Origin of the sequence: Hyalangium sp., assembly GCF_035629615.1 — a bacterium.
Classification (GTDB): domain Bacteria; phylum Myxococcota; class Myxococcia; order Myxococcales; family Myxococcaceae; genus Hyalangium.
In genome coordinates, this window is the sequence record NZ_DASPHO010000455.1 from 1 (window position 1) to 15,349 (window position 15,349).

At 71.1% G+C, this 15,349-nt stretch carries 11 protein-coding genes; 2 read left to right on the forward strand and 9 right to left on the reverse strand.

Features of this window, described 5'->3' with window-relative positions; translation table 11 throughout:
• The 6 genes from VD972_RS23380 to VD972_RS23405 form a co-directional block, all read right to left on the reverse strand.
• Positions 1-2,303: PAS domain S-box protein (locus VD972_RS23380; RefSeq protein ID WP_324990537.1), on the reverse strand; the 2,303-nt coding region annotated here is incomplete at its 3' end.
• A gap of 107 nt (positions 2,304-2,410) precedes the next feature.
• Positions 2,411-2,683, reverse strand: a complete 273-nt coding sequence (locus VD972_RS23385) for a hypothetical protein (protein WP_324990539.1) — start codon at positions 2,681-2,683, stop codon at positions 2,411-2,413.
• Between the two features lie 137 nt (positions 2,684-2,820).
• Positions 2,821-5,676, reverse strand: coding sequence for a bpX6 domain-containing protein (locus VD972_RS23390; protein ID WP_324990541.1), 2,856 nt, complete (start codon positions 5,674-5,676; stop codon positions 2,821-2,823).
• An 11-nt stretch (positions 5,677-5,687) separates the two neighbouring features.
• Positions 5,688-7,481, reverse strand: coding sequence for a hypothetical protein (locus VD972_RS23395; RefSeq protein ID WP_324990543.1), 1,794 nt, complete (start codon positions 7,479-7,481; stop codon positions 5,688-5,690).
• Complete coding sequence (locus tag VD972_RS23400; RefSeq protein ID WP_324990545.1) at positions 7,478-7,897, reverse strand: hypothetical protein; 420 nt, start codon at positions 7,895-7,897, stop codon at positions 7,478-7,480. Before VD972_RS23400 ends, VD972_RS23395 begins: the two co-directional genes overlap by 4 nt.
• A 78-nt stretch (positions 7,898-7,975) precedes the next feature.
• Positions 7,976-9,139: an AAA family ATPase gene (locus VD972_RS23405; RefSeq protein ID WP_324990547.1), complete on the reverse strand. Its 1,164-nt coding sequence runs from the start codon at positions 9,137-9,139 to the stop codon at positions 7,976-7,978.
• Positions 9,140-9,241: 102 nt separating this feature from the next.
• Between VD972_RS23405 and VD972_RS23410 the strand changes: the two genes are divergently transcribed.
• The gene (locus VD972_RS23410) at positions 9,242-9,832 is read left to right on the forward strand and encodes a hypothetical protein (protein ID WP_324990549.1); all 591 of its coding nucleotides are present in this window, start codon (positions 9,242-9,244) and stop codon (positions 9,830-9,832) included.
• Between the two features lie 31 nt (positions 9,833-9,863).
• Positions 9,864-10,577, forward strand: coding sequence for an esterase family protein (locus VD972_RS23415; RefSeq protein ID WP_324990551.1), 714 nt, complete (start codon positions 9,864-9,866; stop codon positions 10,575-10,577).
• A 7-nt stretch (positions 10,578-10,584) separates the two neighbouring features.
• Here the strand turns inward: VD972_RS23415 and VD972_RS23420 are convergent, their stop codons facing one another.
• The 3 genes from VD972_RS23420 to VD972_RS23430 form a co-directional block, all read right to left on the reverse strand.
• The gene (locus tag VD972_RS23420; RefSeq protein ID WP_324990553.1) at positions 10,585-11,961 is read right to left on the reverse strand and encodes an MATE family efflux transporter; all 1,377 of its coding nucleotides are present in this window, start codon (positions 11,959-11,961) and stop codon (positions 10,585-10,587) included.
• A gap of 156 nt (positions 11,962-12,117) precedes the next feature.
• Positions 12,118-14,256, reverse strand: coding sequence for a beta-propeller domain-containing protein (locus VD972_RS23425; protein WP_324990555.1), 2,139 nt, complete (start codon positions 14,254-14,256; stop codon positions 12,118-12,120).
• Between the two features lie 135 nt (positions 14,257-14,391).
• A partial coding sequence (locus VD972_RS23430; protein ID WP_324990557.1) for a PilZ domain-containing protein occupies positions 14,392-15,349 on the reverse strand: 958 nt, incomplete at its 5' end.

Below are 15,349 nucleotides of genomic sequence, written 5' to 3' on the forward strand. Positions count from 1 at the left end.
TCCGCGGTGGACGTCACCTCGATGCGTCCGCCGTGCCCCTTCACCACCTGCTCGACGATGTAGAGGCCCAGCCCCAGCCCCCCACCCTCCGAGGAGGCGCGGCGGAACGGATCGAACAGGTGCGGCAGGGCCTCGGGCGGGATGGGATTGCCCCCGTTGTGCACCTCCAGCACCCCGCTCGCCCCTTCATCCCGGAGCTGGAAGGTGACGGGCGCGTCCGGCGGGCTGTACTGGAGCGCGTTGCCGCCCAGGTTGCTCACCACTTGCACCAGCCGGTCCGCGTCCCAGGTGCCCTCATAGCGCCCCGGCTCCACCCGCAGGCTCAGGGTGCGCTCGGGCCAGGCCGCCTCCAGCTCCTCGACGCCCTGCCTCACCACCGCACGCAGATCTCCCGATACCCGGTGGATGGGGATGCCGCCCCCCAGGCGGCCACGGGTGAAGTCCAGCAGCTCGGAGATCATCCGCTTCATCCGATCCGCGGACTTGGCGACTCGGGCCGCGGCACGCTGGTCCCTCGCGGACAGCGTCTCGCTGTGCAGCAGCTGGGTGACGGACAGGTAGATGGCATTCAGCGGGTTGCGCAGATCGTGGCTGACGATGCCGATGAGCTTCTCGCCGAACTCGGCCGCCTGACGCGCGGCGGTCTCCGCGCGGCGCAGCTCCGTCACGTCCACGAACGTCACCACCGCTGAGGAGATCTGTCCCGCCCGGTCGCGGAGGGGCGCGCTGGAGGACAGGAGGATGATGCGCGGGCCCTCGGGCCGGCGGATCTCGGTCTCCTCGCCTTGCACCACCTCGCCGGTGCGCAGCGAGCGCGCGAGCGGCCACTCCTCGGGCGCGTAGGGCCGGCCGTCCGGGTGGAAGCCCGGGTAACGAGAGTACTCACCGATGTGCTCGGCCTGGAGGAAGGGCATGCCGAGGATGGTCTCCACCTGGCGGTTGCCCATCACCATCCGGCCGCTCGGCGCTTCGGCGAGGATGACGCCCGCGGGGAGCTGATCCAGCACCCCCGCCAGCCGGGCACGCTCGGCCTCGATGTCACTCAGCAGCCGCTGGCGCTCGAGCTCCGCGGTGCGGCGCTGGGTGATGTCCAGGAACGTGGCCGCGCGCTGCACCACCTTGCCGGACTCGTCTCGGAAGGACGTCACGTGCGTGAAGACGGGGAAGCGGCTGCCGTCCTTGCGCAGGTGCATGGACTCGTACTCGTGGTGGAGCTTGGAGTGCGCGGCGGCCTCGTGCCGGGCCAGCACTGCGCGCGACTCCGGGGCGAAGGTGTCCGCCAGGGGCCGGCCGAGGAGCTCCTCGCGCGTGTAGCCATGCATCCGCGCGAAGGCCGGGTTCACGTCCTCCAGCACGCTGTCCGCGGCGCTCACGAGCGCCACCCCCACGCCCAGGTTGCTGAAGATCTCCTCCCACCGCTTGCGCTGGGCCTCGCTCGCGCGAAGCCACGCCAGGGACTGCTCGGCCTCCGCTCGGGAGGCCTGCTCGCGCGCGTGGGCCCGCGCCCGGGCGATCATGGAGGTGGTGCGCGCCGCCATCGTGCGGAAGAGCACCAGATCCTCGCCCGAGAACTCGTAGCTGGAGCGGCTGCCCATGTGCGCCACGCCGAGCAGCTCGTCCTCGAGCAGCAGCGGCACGGCGTAGAGGGCGCGCAGGCCACTCTGGCGGAGCGCCTCGCTGCGCACCCGCGGATCCGTGGCCGCGTCGTGGACGAGGACGGGCTGGCGGGTGGAGGCCACCACGCCGGAGATCCCCTCGCCGATGCGCACGCGGAAGTCCTCCTCCAGCACGAGCCCCACCAAGCTCTCCACCCGGAGGAAGTCCCCCTCGGGCACCAGCACGGCCACCGTGTCCACCACAGGGACGGTCTCCTGCAGCACCTGGAGCAGCCGCGGCAGGAGGGTGGAGAGATCTGGACTGCCAATGGCCGCGGCGGAGATGCGGTCCAGCGCCTGGAAGGTGCGCTCCCGGACGAGCATGTAGCGGGTGACGGAGACAGTCACGGCCTCGTCCACGGCCTCGTGGAAGAGGGCGACGACCTCCATCGAGTCCGTGGAGCCCTGGGCCCCCCAGAGCCGCAGCACGCACCGGCGCAGCAGCCGGTACTCCATCACCACCTGCCGCAGATCGAACCCCTCTCCCAGCCGCTCCAGGGCGTGCACATCCGGGACATTGCCGAGCCCGGTGGCCACCTCGTCCCGCCCAGGCCCCGCTATCACCGCCGCGATGCGGTCCAGCAGCATGGGCAGGTGATCGCGCAGCGCGACCTGGGACAGGCTCTGGGCCGCGGGCAGCCGGCGCACCTCCGCCTCCCATTCCTCGAGAATGGCGTCACGGTGGGTGCGAAGGAATTCAGCCAGTCGAGAGTGCACGCGGAATCAGGGAGAGACGGGCTCCAGGCAGCCAGGGTTCAAGACGGCGGTGCCGGGAGCTGCTCCTCGGGGCTCCAGAGTTCGAGCAGGTGGAGCAAGCCATGCTTCCAGTCCACGGAGTAGCGGACGTGGTAGCCCGATGGCAGCTGGCGAACACCTGCGCCTTCCATCCCGGCTCCCTGGCCCTCGAGGCCGAGCAGCGGGCCCGAGAAGATGGCTCCCAGCTCATGCAGGACACACTCGCGCACTGCCGCCGGGCACGTGGAGAGGACTCGCACTGCCTGAGGCATGAGCTGGAGTCGAAAGGCCATCGTGGGCCCCAAGCTGAGCATGCGCTCAGAGGGGGGCAAGCGCTTCAATGCCTCCTGAGGGCCCAACCGTTGATGACCGAGCGGCCACATGGACCCGAAGTGTGGGTCATGGACAACCACCTCGCTGTAAAAATGGACTACTGGACGAGCACGCGACGCGCGGTGCCCTCCGCCAGATCCACCCGCAGCAGTCGGCCCGCCGTGTCGAAGAGGAGCAGCTCACCGCCCGAGAAGCGGGCCTGCACGCGCACCTCGCCCTCGAAGACGAAGTGCGCCCGCTGCGTGTCACCCTTCGAGGCGAGCTTCACCTCGTGGCCCTCGCCAGTCTGCAGCTTCACCAACGTCCACGGCGGCGAGGAGAGGAAGTCGTCCCTGCGCTCCACCCTGCCTGTGACTTCATCCTGGGTCACCAGGGGCAGGCCGTCTCCCTGTCGGCGAGCGGCCCGTGAGCGCAGCGTGGGCCCCCCTGGCAGCGAGTAGGTCCAGAGCTGGGGATCGCTGCTGCTCCAGATGGCGAACCGCAGCCACTCCGCGTCCGCCTCGAGCGCCATCACCCTGCCGCCCACCTGGGCCACCCGCCAGAGCGCGCGCAGGCCCTCCGTGGCCAGCGCGTCCACCGCCATCACCGTGTCCTGCTCGGCCAGGAACCACAGGTTGCCGTCATAGCTCGGGGCGAAGGCATCCACCTTCGCATCGCACCAGTGCGCGGCGCGCTGCGGGCCGGGCTCGATGCGGGAGATGCGCTTGAGCTCTCCACGCGGCGCCAGCGCCAGCACCCGGTCCTCGTGCACCGAGGGCACCAGCCAGAAAGCAGGCACGTCGAAGTGCGCCACTCGGGTGCCATCCGCGCGCACCAGCCGCACTCCGGCCTCTCCCAGCGCCAGCAGCATGCGCTGGCCGGACAGCGCCACCGCGTCATGGATGGGGTAGGGGCCGGCCTCGGTGGCGGCGATCCGCTCCCTCAGCAGGGCCGCTCCCGTGTCCTCGGCCCAGTTGCGGCGGCGGGGATCCGAGATCGGCGGGAGATCCGCGCGCAGCGCTCCATCTCCCACGTCCCTCATGAGGCGCATGAGGAAGGTGGAGTCGATGCGCGTGTGGCCCGAGGCCCTGTCCCTGAGGAGCGCGCGGACCGAGGGCCCCACCAGGGCCGTCCGCGGCTCCGAGCGCGACTCGGAGGCGAGGACCTCCGAGAAGGCGAGGCGCTCGGCGGAGCGGGCCTGGCTGTCGTCCTCCAGCAGCTCGAGCGCTTGGGGCCGGTTCTCCTCGAAGGAGTCGGGGAAGGCCGCGATCAGCCGCGCCAGCGCCCGGGCGCCCCCCACCCCGCCCACCGTGGCACCTTGCTCGAGCCATGCGCGCGCCAGAGGGCGCGCATCCTCCAGTGGCCACACCACCACCGCCGCGCGCATGTAGTCCCCTGCCTCCGCCAGCGTCTCCGCCCAGAGCAGCCGCAGCGTTCGCGCCTCGGCCGGGTGCGTGCGCTCCAGCCGCAGCACCGCATCCGGGAAGGCTCCGCTGCGCCGGGCGATGGCCACCGCGCGTTGGATGTCCTTGGCCAGCAGCCACTGGCGCACCACCAGGCCCGGCGCCAGCCCGCGCCCCTCCGCCAGCTCGGCCGCGAGCTTCAGGCGCCCATGCTTCTCGAGGAAGGACACGGCCTCCTCGTGGGCGCCGAGCAGCTCGGTGAGGACGAAGGCGGCCTCGTCAATGCGTCCCTCGCGCTCCAGCCGCTGGAAGGCCGCGCGGTAGCGCTCCTTGAGCGCCGCGTAGACCTCCTGGCCGCCGCCGAAGAGGGAGGCGGCCCCGCCCCGTTGGGGCTGGATGGTGAGGCTCTCGCGGGGGCCTGGAAGCCCCAGGGCGATGCGAGCCTGCTCCGACATCTTCTCGTCCCCGAGGGGGATGGCGTAGCGCAGTGCCTCCGTGAGGTTGCCCTGCTCGAACATCTCGAAAAGGCGCTGGACGTACTCCGCCTTGCGCTGTCCCAGCAGCGGGCCGAGTGGCGTGTTCCGCAGCAGCCACTCGGAGAGGCGCGAGAAGAGCCCGGGTCCTTGGGGAGGGGGTGGAGTGGCGGGCTCGGTGGGTGCCGAGCGGCCCGTGCCCGAGGACGACGTGGAGGATGCGGGGGCACGTGGGGAGAGCGCCTGACGCAGCCGTCCGAGCAGCCGCCTCAGCCAGGAGAGAGAGACAGCGCTCTGCGCTTCACCGGACCGAGCCGTGGCGCCCTTCCCTGAAGGCAGCGCGGGCCGGGCCGGGGTGGCTGCACCGCTCGGGCGCAGCGTGCGCCGGAGCCAGGACACGAACCGCCCCACCGCCGAGGGAGCGGTGGGGGTCGGGGAGACCGGGGTAGCGCTGGCGGCCTTCACAGCCTCTGCGGGCGCGGCCTTCTCTCCTCGGAGCCACGCGCGCAGCCGAGCCCACAGGGAGCCCGCAGGGGCAGCGTCCGCGCGCTGGAGGCCCCGAGGCACCGAGCTCCCTTCCATGCGGGCTCGCATCGCCTCAGCCTCGGGATCGGGAGGAGGAATGCCTTGGAAGAGGCTGCGTGGGGGCGTCTGGAGCGGCTCCAGGACCTTGACGGGCGGAGGAGGCGCCCCGAGCCCCTTCACGGCGAGGGAGGTCCACCCGGACACTTCGAGCCACGCCGCCACATCCAGCCGGCGCGAAGGCTCTCCCGGGAACACCTCCGCGCGGCCCGCGCGCACCAGCACGGTCGAGCCTGGAGGCGGCGCCAGGCGCTCGCGCTCGGGGGCCGAGAGCGGCGCGGAGAGGAGCACGCCTTCCTCCAAGGTGAGGGACAAGCCAGGCGCGGCGGCGCAATCCACCGGCCGGGCCCGCGACAGCCGCAAGAGGAAGCCCCCCGCGAGCACGAAGACGCTGGTGCCCGGCTCCCATGCGGCGAGCACACGCATGCGAGCTCCCCGCTCACCCAGGAGGACGGGATCGAACCAGAAGGCCACCGCCACCACCTTGCCGCGGTGGAGGTGCAGCCGAGGTCTCACGGGGCGTGCGCTCATGAGCCCTCGCCCGGCGCGGCGCGATAGAGGGCCGCCTCCTGATGGAGGCTCCACACCACGAGCTCACCCTTCACCGTCAGCCAGGCGATGACGGGCAGGCCATGGCTCGCCGCCGCGTGCACCACCCCTTCCGAGGCCCGCGCCACCGGGTGGGCCGCGTGAGCGCCGAGCAGGGTAAACCCACGCCGATCCGGCCCGAGCAACAACAACCCTGGCTCCTGCAGATCCTTATAGCTGACACCCACTCCCACCACCTGCGAGTCCACTGGCGGGTGGAGCTGGACACTGCCCTTCTCGAGCAGCACCTGCCAGGCGCCGGGCCGGTGGCGCAGCGCGAGCAGTCCACCCTCCGCGTGGCCCAGGGACTGCGAGTAGCCGAAGTACGCCTCGCCCTCTCCTGCGCCGAGCGGCAGGTGGCGCTGGTGGTGGTCCTCCAGGAGGCCGAGCCACATCCCATCCATGGAGGAGCCCTCCGTGGGTGCCATGACAAAGGCGGGCTTGCGCCGCACCTCGGCCAGGGCGCTGGTCCGGCTCGACAGCAGCGCCGGCCCCTGCTGGCTGACGATGAAGAGGCGCCCCTCGCTGTCATGCACCAGCACCCGCTCGCGGTTGCTCTCGACGATGGAGGTGGCGAGCCCCGGGGAGTGGTTGGGCGGGGGCGCATCCGGCAGCAGCCCCTCGTAGCCCAGGTAGGGGATGCCGCGAGGCCTGCTGCCGCCCTGGGCCCCCTTCACCCCACCGTGGATCCAGAGCACCTTGTCATCGCGGGTCAGCGCCAGCAGCCCGCCGTTGCGGCGCCAGCCCGCGGCCACCAGCCGATGGCCCACCGGCGGCTGGAAGCGCCGCGGCTTGGGGACCGTGGCGCGCGGCGAGTGGGGAATGGGCTGCGCGGCCACGCTCCCATCCGCGCGGATGAGGATGAGCCGCGAGCCATCCGCGGAGAAGAAGAACCACTGGATGCGGGCGGCGCTGGACAGGCGCACCGGGGTCGTGGCGCGCGAGGTGAAGGGGTCGCGCAGCATGCGCACGCACTCATCCGCGGCGGGCAGCTCCAGCTCCACGGAGGAGGGGGCGCGGGCCAGGCGCCGCACGGCGACCGAGAGCCGGCGGACGCTCGGCGCCACCAGCTCTTCCACCTCGACGCGGGACAGCCTCGCGGCCTCGGGCAGGCGGGCGAGCCGCGAGCTCCCCACGAGCCAGGCATCCTCCGGGGCCGGGCCGAGCGCAAGCGCCTCGCGCCACCGAGCCACGTGCTGATCCGTGGCGGGTGTCACGCTACGGGCGGAGAGCCAGGACTGGACGCTGGCGGGGGTGACGGAGTTGAAGGGGACGCGATCCGGCGAGTCCTGGAGCACGCACCAGGAGAACTCGGTGCCGGCCGCCTCCGCGCGCCGCTGCAGCACAACGAGCAGCGCGAGGTGGGCAATACGGGGAGTGCCGAGCTGATCAGGCCCCGCGTCCAGCAGCGCCACGGTGCGCCGCGAGCCCTGGGGCTGCTTGAAGGCGGGCTTGAGGAAGGCATGCTCACCGAAGGCGGCGCGGCGGATGAACTCGTCGGGAGACTCCAGGGCGTAGAGCCACTCGGTGAGCAGGAGCCGCTCGTAGGGGCCGCGGCGGGTGAGCCCGTCATAGCCCTGGGGCTCGCCGCCGTCCGCCTCACCGCGAGGCCGGAGCGCGCCGATCGCCGCTGCCAGCCGAGCGACGTACGGCCCCAGACTGAGGGCCAGATCCTCCGGGAAGATGGCGAGCTGCATCGCCCACGGGCGCAGCGGGGGGGGCAGGTTGCTCACGGCGCACCCTCCGCTGTCTTCAGCCAGGCGGCGAGCGTCTCTCGGGCCACGGTCCGCGCGGCGCCCACGGAGACGAGGAGCCCCGAGCGCGGGAGCACGGCGAGCGGTGTCCCAGCGGCGGCATGAGCCACGAGGGCCCGCTCGAGCAGCGAGGGGGCCACCTCCGGCGCGAGTGCGCACGGCAACAGCAGCGAGGGTGCGGCGGGATCCCTCCCCAGGTACACGGCGCCATCCACCCAGGGCAGCGAGTGGGTCTCTCCCAGGAGGACGAGCACGCCTGAGCCAGCCACGCCGCTCCAGGCGCTGAGCTGCTTCTCATCCGCGGCGAGGGCCCTCCGTGCCAGCGCGAGAGACACGGGCCCTACGCCGGCGACCGCGAGCGCGGCCAGCGGCTCCTGCCGGGGGCTCCATGTCACCGGCAGTCGTGAAGGGGCTTGTGACGAAGCGTAAGAGCTCAAGACGATCCGACCTTCACATTACTCTCGATGAGCCCGTCACGCCTGGGCCACGGCCGGAGCAGGGCCTTCGAGCGCGATGCGAATCTCCCCCCGCAGCGACTGGAGCTCCGGCGGCAGCGTCTCCGGGGCGAACCCCGCATCCATCTCCCGCACCACCCCCTCGAGCTTGAGCCGCCACGCGGAGAGCTCCTCGGCGGCGCCCTGCGACGGCCTCCCGCTCAGGACCTCGCGCCCCGCCCGGGCGATGCGCTGCGCTCGTGCCATCGGTCCCGCGCTCGCCTCCAAGGCCGCCGCCGCGAGCGCCGGGTTCTCCGTCGCGGCCAGCAGCTCGCGCAGCACCTCGCGCGCCAGCGCCTGTCCCTCCTTGGTCGGCACCGCGTAGATGAGCGGCCAGAGGTCCGCCACGCCCGGCGTCTGCCGCCCGGCCAGCGCTGCCGCCGCCGCCATGAGCCGCTGCACCTTCACCGCGCGCCGGTCCGACAGCCCGATGCCCGCCGCTCGCAGCGTGCGCAGCGCATGCGCCAGGTGAGGACGCACCGGCCCCAGGTCCGCCGCTTGCGCTCCCCGCGCCAGCACGTCCAGTGCCTCCAGCGAGGCCACCCGCGCCTCCGTCTCGCGCCAGAGCGAGGCTCCGCCCGCGAGCAGCTCCTCCAGCTGCGGGTCCGGCACGGGCTCCACGAAGATGCGCGCCAGGAAGCGGTCCGCGAAAGCCGCCAGCGACTCCTCCTCGGGCAGCCCGTTGGAGGCACCCACACACACCCGCAGGGGCACCTTCATCCGCGTGTGACCGCGCCGGAAGGTGCGCTCGTTGAGTACACCGAGCAGCGTGTTGAGGATGGCCGTGGAGCCGAGGAACACCTCGTCCAGGAACGCCACCTCGGCCTCGGGCAGCATGCCCGTCGTCTCCGTCTCCACCGTGCCCTCGCGCAGCTTGCGCAGATCCACCGGCCCGAAGATCTCGGACGGCTCGGTGAAGCGCCCGAGCAGGTATTCAAAGTAGCTCCCCCCCAGCGCGCGGGCGGTGCGGCGCACGGCCTCGCTCTTCGCGGTGCCCGGGGGACCGATGACGAGCAGGTGCTCACCGGCGACGGCGGACAGCGCCACCAGCTCGACCATGGCCTCACGCTCCACCAGGCCCCGGCCCGCGTCGGCGAGGGCATCCCGGAGAGAGGCGGCGGCGGCTTCGAAGGTCTGGGACATGGGTGCGCAGTGTACGAGGCTGGACGGCCGATTCCGAACGATGAACCGGACTGGGGGGGCGGTGGACCGGCCCCCGGCCCCCTGGGCTAGGCTTCAGGGGTGATGCGACGTGTAACAGAGCTGGGGGTGGTGCTGGGACTGCTCCTATGGGCAGGAGCGGCCCAGGCCGGCGAGTGGCGCGGGTACCTCTCCCTGAGCGCGGGCATGGCGCTCGACCGTTACAGCGAGTGGGATGCGAAGGGCGCCGCCATCAACGTCTACTTTGGCGTCGAGGCCCCCATCGGGCTGTCCGTGGGGGTCTACGCTGAGGCCGCGGAGACGTGGGGCCAGAAGTTTGAGGACCTACAGCAGGACGCCTCCAGTCGGGTGCAGCTGGACTACCGGCAATATGGGCTGGAGGTGCGGTTCCGGGGGTTCCGGGAACGGATGATCTCGCCCTGGGTGAGCCTCCGGCTGGCCCGCAGCCGCTCCACACCTCAGACGCCGGACGAGTTCGGCCAGCTGGTGCGCCAGGAGTTCCAGGCCCTCGGCGGCGCGGTGCGCTTCGGGCTGGACTGGTGGCTGGGCATGAACTGGGGCATCACGGGAGCCACCTCCTGGCAGTGGTGCGACGTGCGCTACGAGAAGCAGGCCGTGAAGGAGTGCGCCAAGCCCATCAACACGATTCTCGTGGGGCCGACGATCCGCTTCTGACCCGCCGCGCCAGGCGCTATGGTCCGCGGCCATGAACCGCGAACATCACCGCTGGTACAGCCACCGCCTGGGCCGGGACATGGACCTGCTGCTCTTCGGGCACTCGGGCGAGCCTGTCCTGATGCTGCCCACGAGCCGAGGCCGCTTCTACCAGAACGAGGACTTCGGGCTGGTGGGCGCCATCGCGGATCGCATCCAGGCGGGCCGCTACCTCGTGGTGTGTGCGGACGGGATCGACGAGGAGAGCTGGCTCAACCGGCACATCCACCCGCACGATCGGGTGGCGCGGCACGTGGCCTGGGAGTCCTACCTGCTCCACGAGGTGGTGCCGCTGTTGAGGAGCCGCAGCAGCGGCGGGAGGCTGACGCTGTTGGGGTGCAGCTTCGGCGGCTTCCACGCCTTCAACACCGGCCTGCGTCACCCTCACGTCTTCCAGCGGCTCCTCTCCATGAGCGGCAAGTTCGAGACGGAACCCTTCCTCGACGGCTACCACGACGAGAGCGTGTACTTCAATTCGTGCCTGCAGTGGCTGCCGAACGTGTCGGACGTGGGGCAGCTGCACGCCCTCCAGCAGGTGGAGATGGTGCTGGCGGCGGGCGAGCACGACTTCTGCCGCGGCTCCAACGAGCACCTCTCCAAGGTGCTGTGGAGGAAGGACATCGGCAACCACCTGTCCATCTGGCAGGGCGGCATCCACGACTGGCCCACCTGGCGGCACATGATTCAGCAGTACCTGCCCTGGTAGGGCGGGCTCAGGCCTCAAGCGGGCGCAGCGTGCCAGCGCTCATCCGGTGGAAGCGCCACAGCAGGGCAAAGGCCACGGAGATGAGGCCCGCGCACAGGCCCCACCAGATGCCCAGGAGGCCCAGCTTCAGTCCGAAGCCCAGCACCAGCGAGAGGGGCAGGCCAATGGCATAGTGCCCGACCATGTTGGCCAGGAAGGTGAAGCGCGTCTCCCCGGCCCCGCGCAGCACGCCCGCGCCTACGCCCTGCACCCCGTCGAAGACCTGGAAGACAGCGCTCACCATCAGCAGGGGCACCACCAGGGGCGTCACCTCCGCCGAGGCCCCGGCCAGCTGGGACAGCGCGTGCGGGAAGAGGGCGAACACCAGCGCCGACAAGGCCATGAAGCCCGCTCCGCCCGCGAAAGCGACGAAGCCGCTCATGCGGGCCTGGGGCGTGTTGCGCGCTCCCACTGCCCACCCCACGCGCACGCTGCCTGCGTTGCCAATCCCCACCGCGATGGTGAAGGAGACGCTCGCGAAGGAGATGGCGATCTGGTGCGCGCCCATGCTCGCAGGGCCCAGCCTGAAGGCCAGGGCGCCCGCGAGCGCGAAGACGCCAATCTCCGCCGCGAGGTGGAGCCCGATGGGGAACCCCACCCGCGCGGCCTGCCTCAGATCCGCCCACACCGGGCGGCGTACCGGCCTCTCCCCCGCGATGGCCAGGCGCCGCACTGCGTAGAGGATGATGGCGAGCTGGAGGAGGGTGCACAGGAAGGTGGCGAGCGCCGCGCCTCTCGCGCCCATGGCGGGGATGTCCCTCAGCGGCCCGAACCCCTCCGGGAGCACGCTCCCACCGAAGACGAAGAGGATGTCTGCGCCCAGGTTGAAGACGTTGGCCGCCACGGTGGCCACCACCAGGGGCCGGGTGCTCGCGGCGGACTGCAGGTAGCCGCGCACCATGAGGAACGCGAGCATTGGCACCATGCTGGGTGCGCGCCAGTACAGATAGGAGCGCGTCTCGCTCAGCTCCTCCCGGACGTACCCGAGGAGGGGCAGCACCTCCGGCACCACGAGCACCAGGCCGCCCATCACCGTCCCTGCGAAGAGCGCCATCCACCCGCCCTGCCACAGCAGTGCCCGGGCCCGGGACGCGTTGCGCGCACCGAAGGCCTGGGACAGCAGCGGGTCGAACCCCATCATCAACCCCATGCCCAGGCCGCTCACGGCGAAGAAGATGGCGTTGGCCATGCCCACCGCGGCCAGCGCCGAGGTGCCCGCACGCCCCACCACCAGCGTGTCGACCAGCCCCATGAGTGCCTGACCGCCTTGAGCGATGGCGATGGGGATGGCCAGCTTCATCAGCTCGCGGAACTCCTCGCGGCGGGACTTCACGGGCGCAGGCATGGGACGGCCGCCTATAGCGTCTTCTCGCGCGGAATGCGCTGGTGAAGAGCCGACGGCCGCTGCTCGTCCACGCTGACCCCGCAAAAAAAAGGCGGCCGGCTCGCATCCCCCGAGGGAGCCGACCGCCCTTCCCTCTGCAGAGGGGGGTGCTGCGGTTTACGGCATGTAGAAGTCCGGCTGGAAGTACGTCGTGGCCAACGGTACCTGCAGGTTGCTCACGTGGGCCACACGCACGCCCGCATCAGTGATGGCATACACATAGTCATCCGCCATCACGCTGCGGCGTACGGTGGGCGTCCAGTACCACGTCCAGTTCCTGTTGTTGAAGGATTGATACACGTCCGACATGGAAACCGCGCCTACTGGAGAGAAGCCCGTGGCGGCGTCCACGCGGAAGACGCGCAGCTCGCTCCGGAAGCTGCTCCAGTAGTCCGAGCTGCCAGGCACGTAGTCCGAGAAGGGGATGGCCAGCAGCCCCTTGGCCGGGAAGAAGTTGAAGGCCTTGTGCTCATAGAGGGCCTCGCTCCAGCCGTACGCGGTCCCCACAAGCCGGGTGAACTTCTCCTTGGGCTCCGCCGGATCCGACACATCGAAGAGCGACAGCTTCAGCGCACGCTCGCGCCAGTTCTGGTCCTCCGGCACGTGCACGCCGATGGTGATGAGGTGGTTCTCATCCAGCGGGTGGATGTAGCTGGAGAAGCCCGGCACCTTCAGCTCGCCCACCTTGCGGGGGTTCTCCGGGTCGGACAGGTCGAACGTAAAGAGCGGATCCACCTGGCGGAAGGTGACGACGTAGCCCTTGTTGCCCAGGAAGCGGGCGCTGTAGATGCGCTCGCCCTTGGCCAGCTCCTCCGTCTGCCCAAGCTTCACCAGCCGGCCCTCCTCCTCCCGGAAGGTGAAGAGGCGGTTGGTGGTCTCCTGGCGGCCCCAGGGGTTGTCATTGTCCCGCTTCCACGTGGCGATGGTGGTGGCCACGCGCAGCACGCCCTTGTACTCGTCCATGCTGAACTGGTTGAGCAGGTAGCCCTCCACCACGCCGCTGCCCGCGTAGCGCGCGTGGCCTGGCTCACGGGTGTCGAACTTGTGCAGGTACGTGTAGTCCTTCTGCCCGTCCTCCGGCCACCACCACCAGTGCTGGCTGGCCAGGTAGAGGGCCTCCGTCGAGGCGTACACCTGGCCCGGCTCCGCCACCAGGCTGGTGCGGCGCACGGTGGACTCGGTGGTGGTGGCATCGTCCAGGTCCAGCGAGGCCACGGTGACAAAGCCCAGCTTCGCGGGCGTGTTGGAGCGGTAGAAGTCGCGGCAGTCGTAGCCCACCTCCACCCTCGAGCCGTCCGGCAGCTTGCGCCAGCCGCTCGGCAGCCACTGCTTGAGCGTCTGCTGGCGGATGGCCTGCTCGTTGCTCACCATCAGCTTGTCCAGCTCCCGCTTCAGCCGGTCCTCGTCCTGCCAGAGGCCCTCCGAGTACGTGGGCCACCAGCGCGTCTCCTGGGGGTAGCGGAAGTTGTCGTTGAGCAGCAGCCGCACCGAGCTGTTCGTGCGGCGCGCTTGGGCATACCGGCCCGGGATGAAGAGCTGATCCTCGACGCGCGGCGAAGCCAGGTTCGACACATCCACCACCGTCACCTTGGTGGCGTTCATGCCGTAGGAGCCGCAACCACCCCGGGGATCGCACGGCGCGACGTCGATCATCCCTCCGCCCGGCTTCGAGTCGCCACCCGGGTTGCTCCCCTCCTCCTGCAGGGCCACCTCGGAGAAGATGACGACGCGGTTGTCCTTCAGGAACATCTCCCTCGGCCAGCCCTCGAGCGCCAGGCTGCCGACCGCGCTCAGAGACTCGGCGGGCCAGGAGCGGTGCACGTACAGCTTGCGGCCGGAGACGACGAAGATGCGCGTGCCATCGTTCTTCACGAAGTCGGCCTCGTCCACGCCCGCCACCTGGTTGTTGGTGTCGGTGTAGTCACCCGGCCCTCGGGGCGCTGGCGTCGAAACATCTCCTCCCGGCGCTCCGACGACGGGAGTGGCCTCGGGGTTGCCAGGAGGAGCGGAGTTGACGTCATCGACGACGCCCCCACCCCGCCCCCATCTGCCGATCATCTCCTTCTGCCACGTGAGCTGGGCGCGCATGTCGAGGACTGCGGTGTCCTCGATGTAGGACTCCAGGTCCTCGCACTTGTCGAAGCTCGTGAGCTGCGCCTGCGTCTGCACCTGCAGGTTCTCCGGGATACCGCTCCGGTCATCACAGCCGACCCCCATGAGCGCCAGGCCGAGTCCCCCGTATCGCAACCACTTCATATATTCCTCCGTGATGCTCCGGCCCGCCGAGGCGCCTGATGGGGCAACCCGGCCGCGTGTCGCGTCCGGCTCTGCCATCCACGTGCCAGAGGCGAAGAGGCTGGAATTTCGGGAGGTTGGGGGTGCCGCGCCCTCTCAGAAACCTGAGGGCCGAGAGGGAATCGCGAGCGAAAAACCGAGAGCCCGCGGCACGAAGCGCTGGAGCTGGGCTGCCAGGACCGTGTCCACCCGCTCCAGGCGCAGCCCCATGCCCGCCGGCGCTTGGAAGGCCGAGCCCCGGCGCAGGGGGTTGGACCAGGCCACCACCGCGTCCACGGAGGAGGCGATGCGCTGGCCGGCCAGCGTCACCCGAAGCGACAGCCGGGCCCCCGCGCGCGCCGGCGTGAGGGTGCGCACGAAGAGGGCCTCGGGGCTGGCGTCCGAGCTGAACCCCGTCAGCGGAGGCCCACAGCGCGTGGCGAACTCCACCACGGAGAACAGCGGCACGCGCTCGGCGGCGCGGGTGGGAGCCACACCGGGAGAGAGTCGCTCCAGCACGCGCGCCACCAGCGTGTCGGGCGCCATCATCCGCCGCTCCAGCAGCGGCTCGCCGGTGAGGACCCGGGCCCGGGAGTGCACGTCCGGGGGCTCCTCCACTCCGGCCACCAGCACCAGGGGCTTTCGGGGCAGCAGCGCGTGCAGCCGGTTCGCCAACGCCAGCCCGTCCTGGAAGGCGAAGGAGCGCGACACGTCCACGACGAGCCCATCCAGCCGCGTGCCATGCATCACGGCCAGCGCCTCCGCCTCCACCCCGTGCCGGGCATAGAGGACATGGAAGCCCTCGTGCTCCAGCGCTCCCCCCAGGAAGGAGCCCATGGAGCGGCTCCCCTCCACCAGCAGCACGCCGAGCCCGGGAGGCGGCCCCTGCCGTCCCTGCTCTCGCGCGGCCCGCACCGCCAGCACCTTGGCGGTCAGCGCCTCGAACTCCACGGGCTTGGGCAGGAAGTCGTCCGCACCGGCGCGCGAGCAGAGCATCACCTCATGGGGCGCGCTGGCTCCGGTGAGCATGACGACGGGCACCCTGGAGGCCACCGGGTGCGCCTTCACGCGCCGA

Excerpts from the sequence above, each read along its gene's own strand:
- VD972_RS23385 (WP_324990539.1), bottom strand. The coding sequence starts at position 2,683 with ATGGCCTTTCGACTCCAGCTCATGCCTCAGGCAGTGCGAGTCCTCTCC.
- VD972_RS23405 (WP_324990547.1), bottom strand. The coding sequence starts at position 9,139 with ATGTCCCAGACCTTCGAAGCCGCCGCCGCCTCTCTCCGGGATGCCCTC.
- VD972_RS23410 (WP_324990549.1), top strand. The coding sequence starts at position 9,242 with ATGCGACGTGTAACAGAGCTGGGGGTGGTGCTGGGACTGCTCCTATGG.
- VD972_RS23415 (WP_324990551.1), top strand. The coding sequence starts at position 9,864 with ATGAACCGCGAACATCACCGCTGGTACAGCCACCGCCTGGGCCGGGAC.
- VD972_RS23420 (WP_324990553.1), bottom strand. The coding sequence starts at position 11,961 with ATGCCTGCGCCCGTGAAGTCCCGCCGCGAGGAGTTCCGCGAGCTGATG.
- VD972_RS23425 (WP_324990555.1), bottom strand. The coding sequence starts at position 14,256 with ATGAAGTGGTTGCGATACGGGGGACTCGGCCTGGCGCTCATGGGGGTC.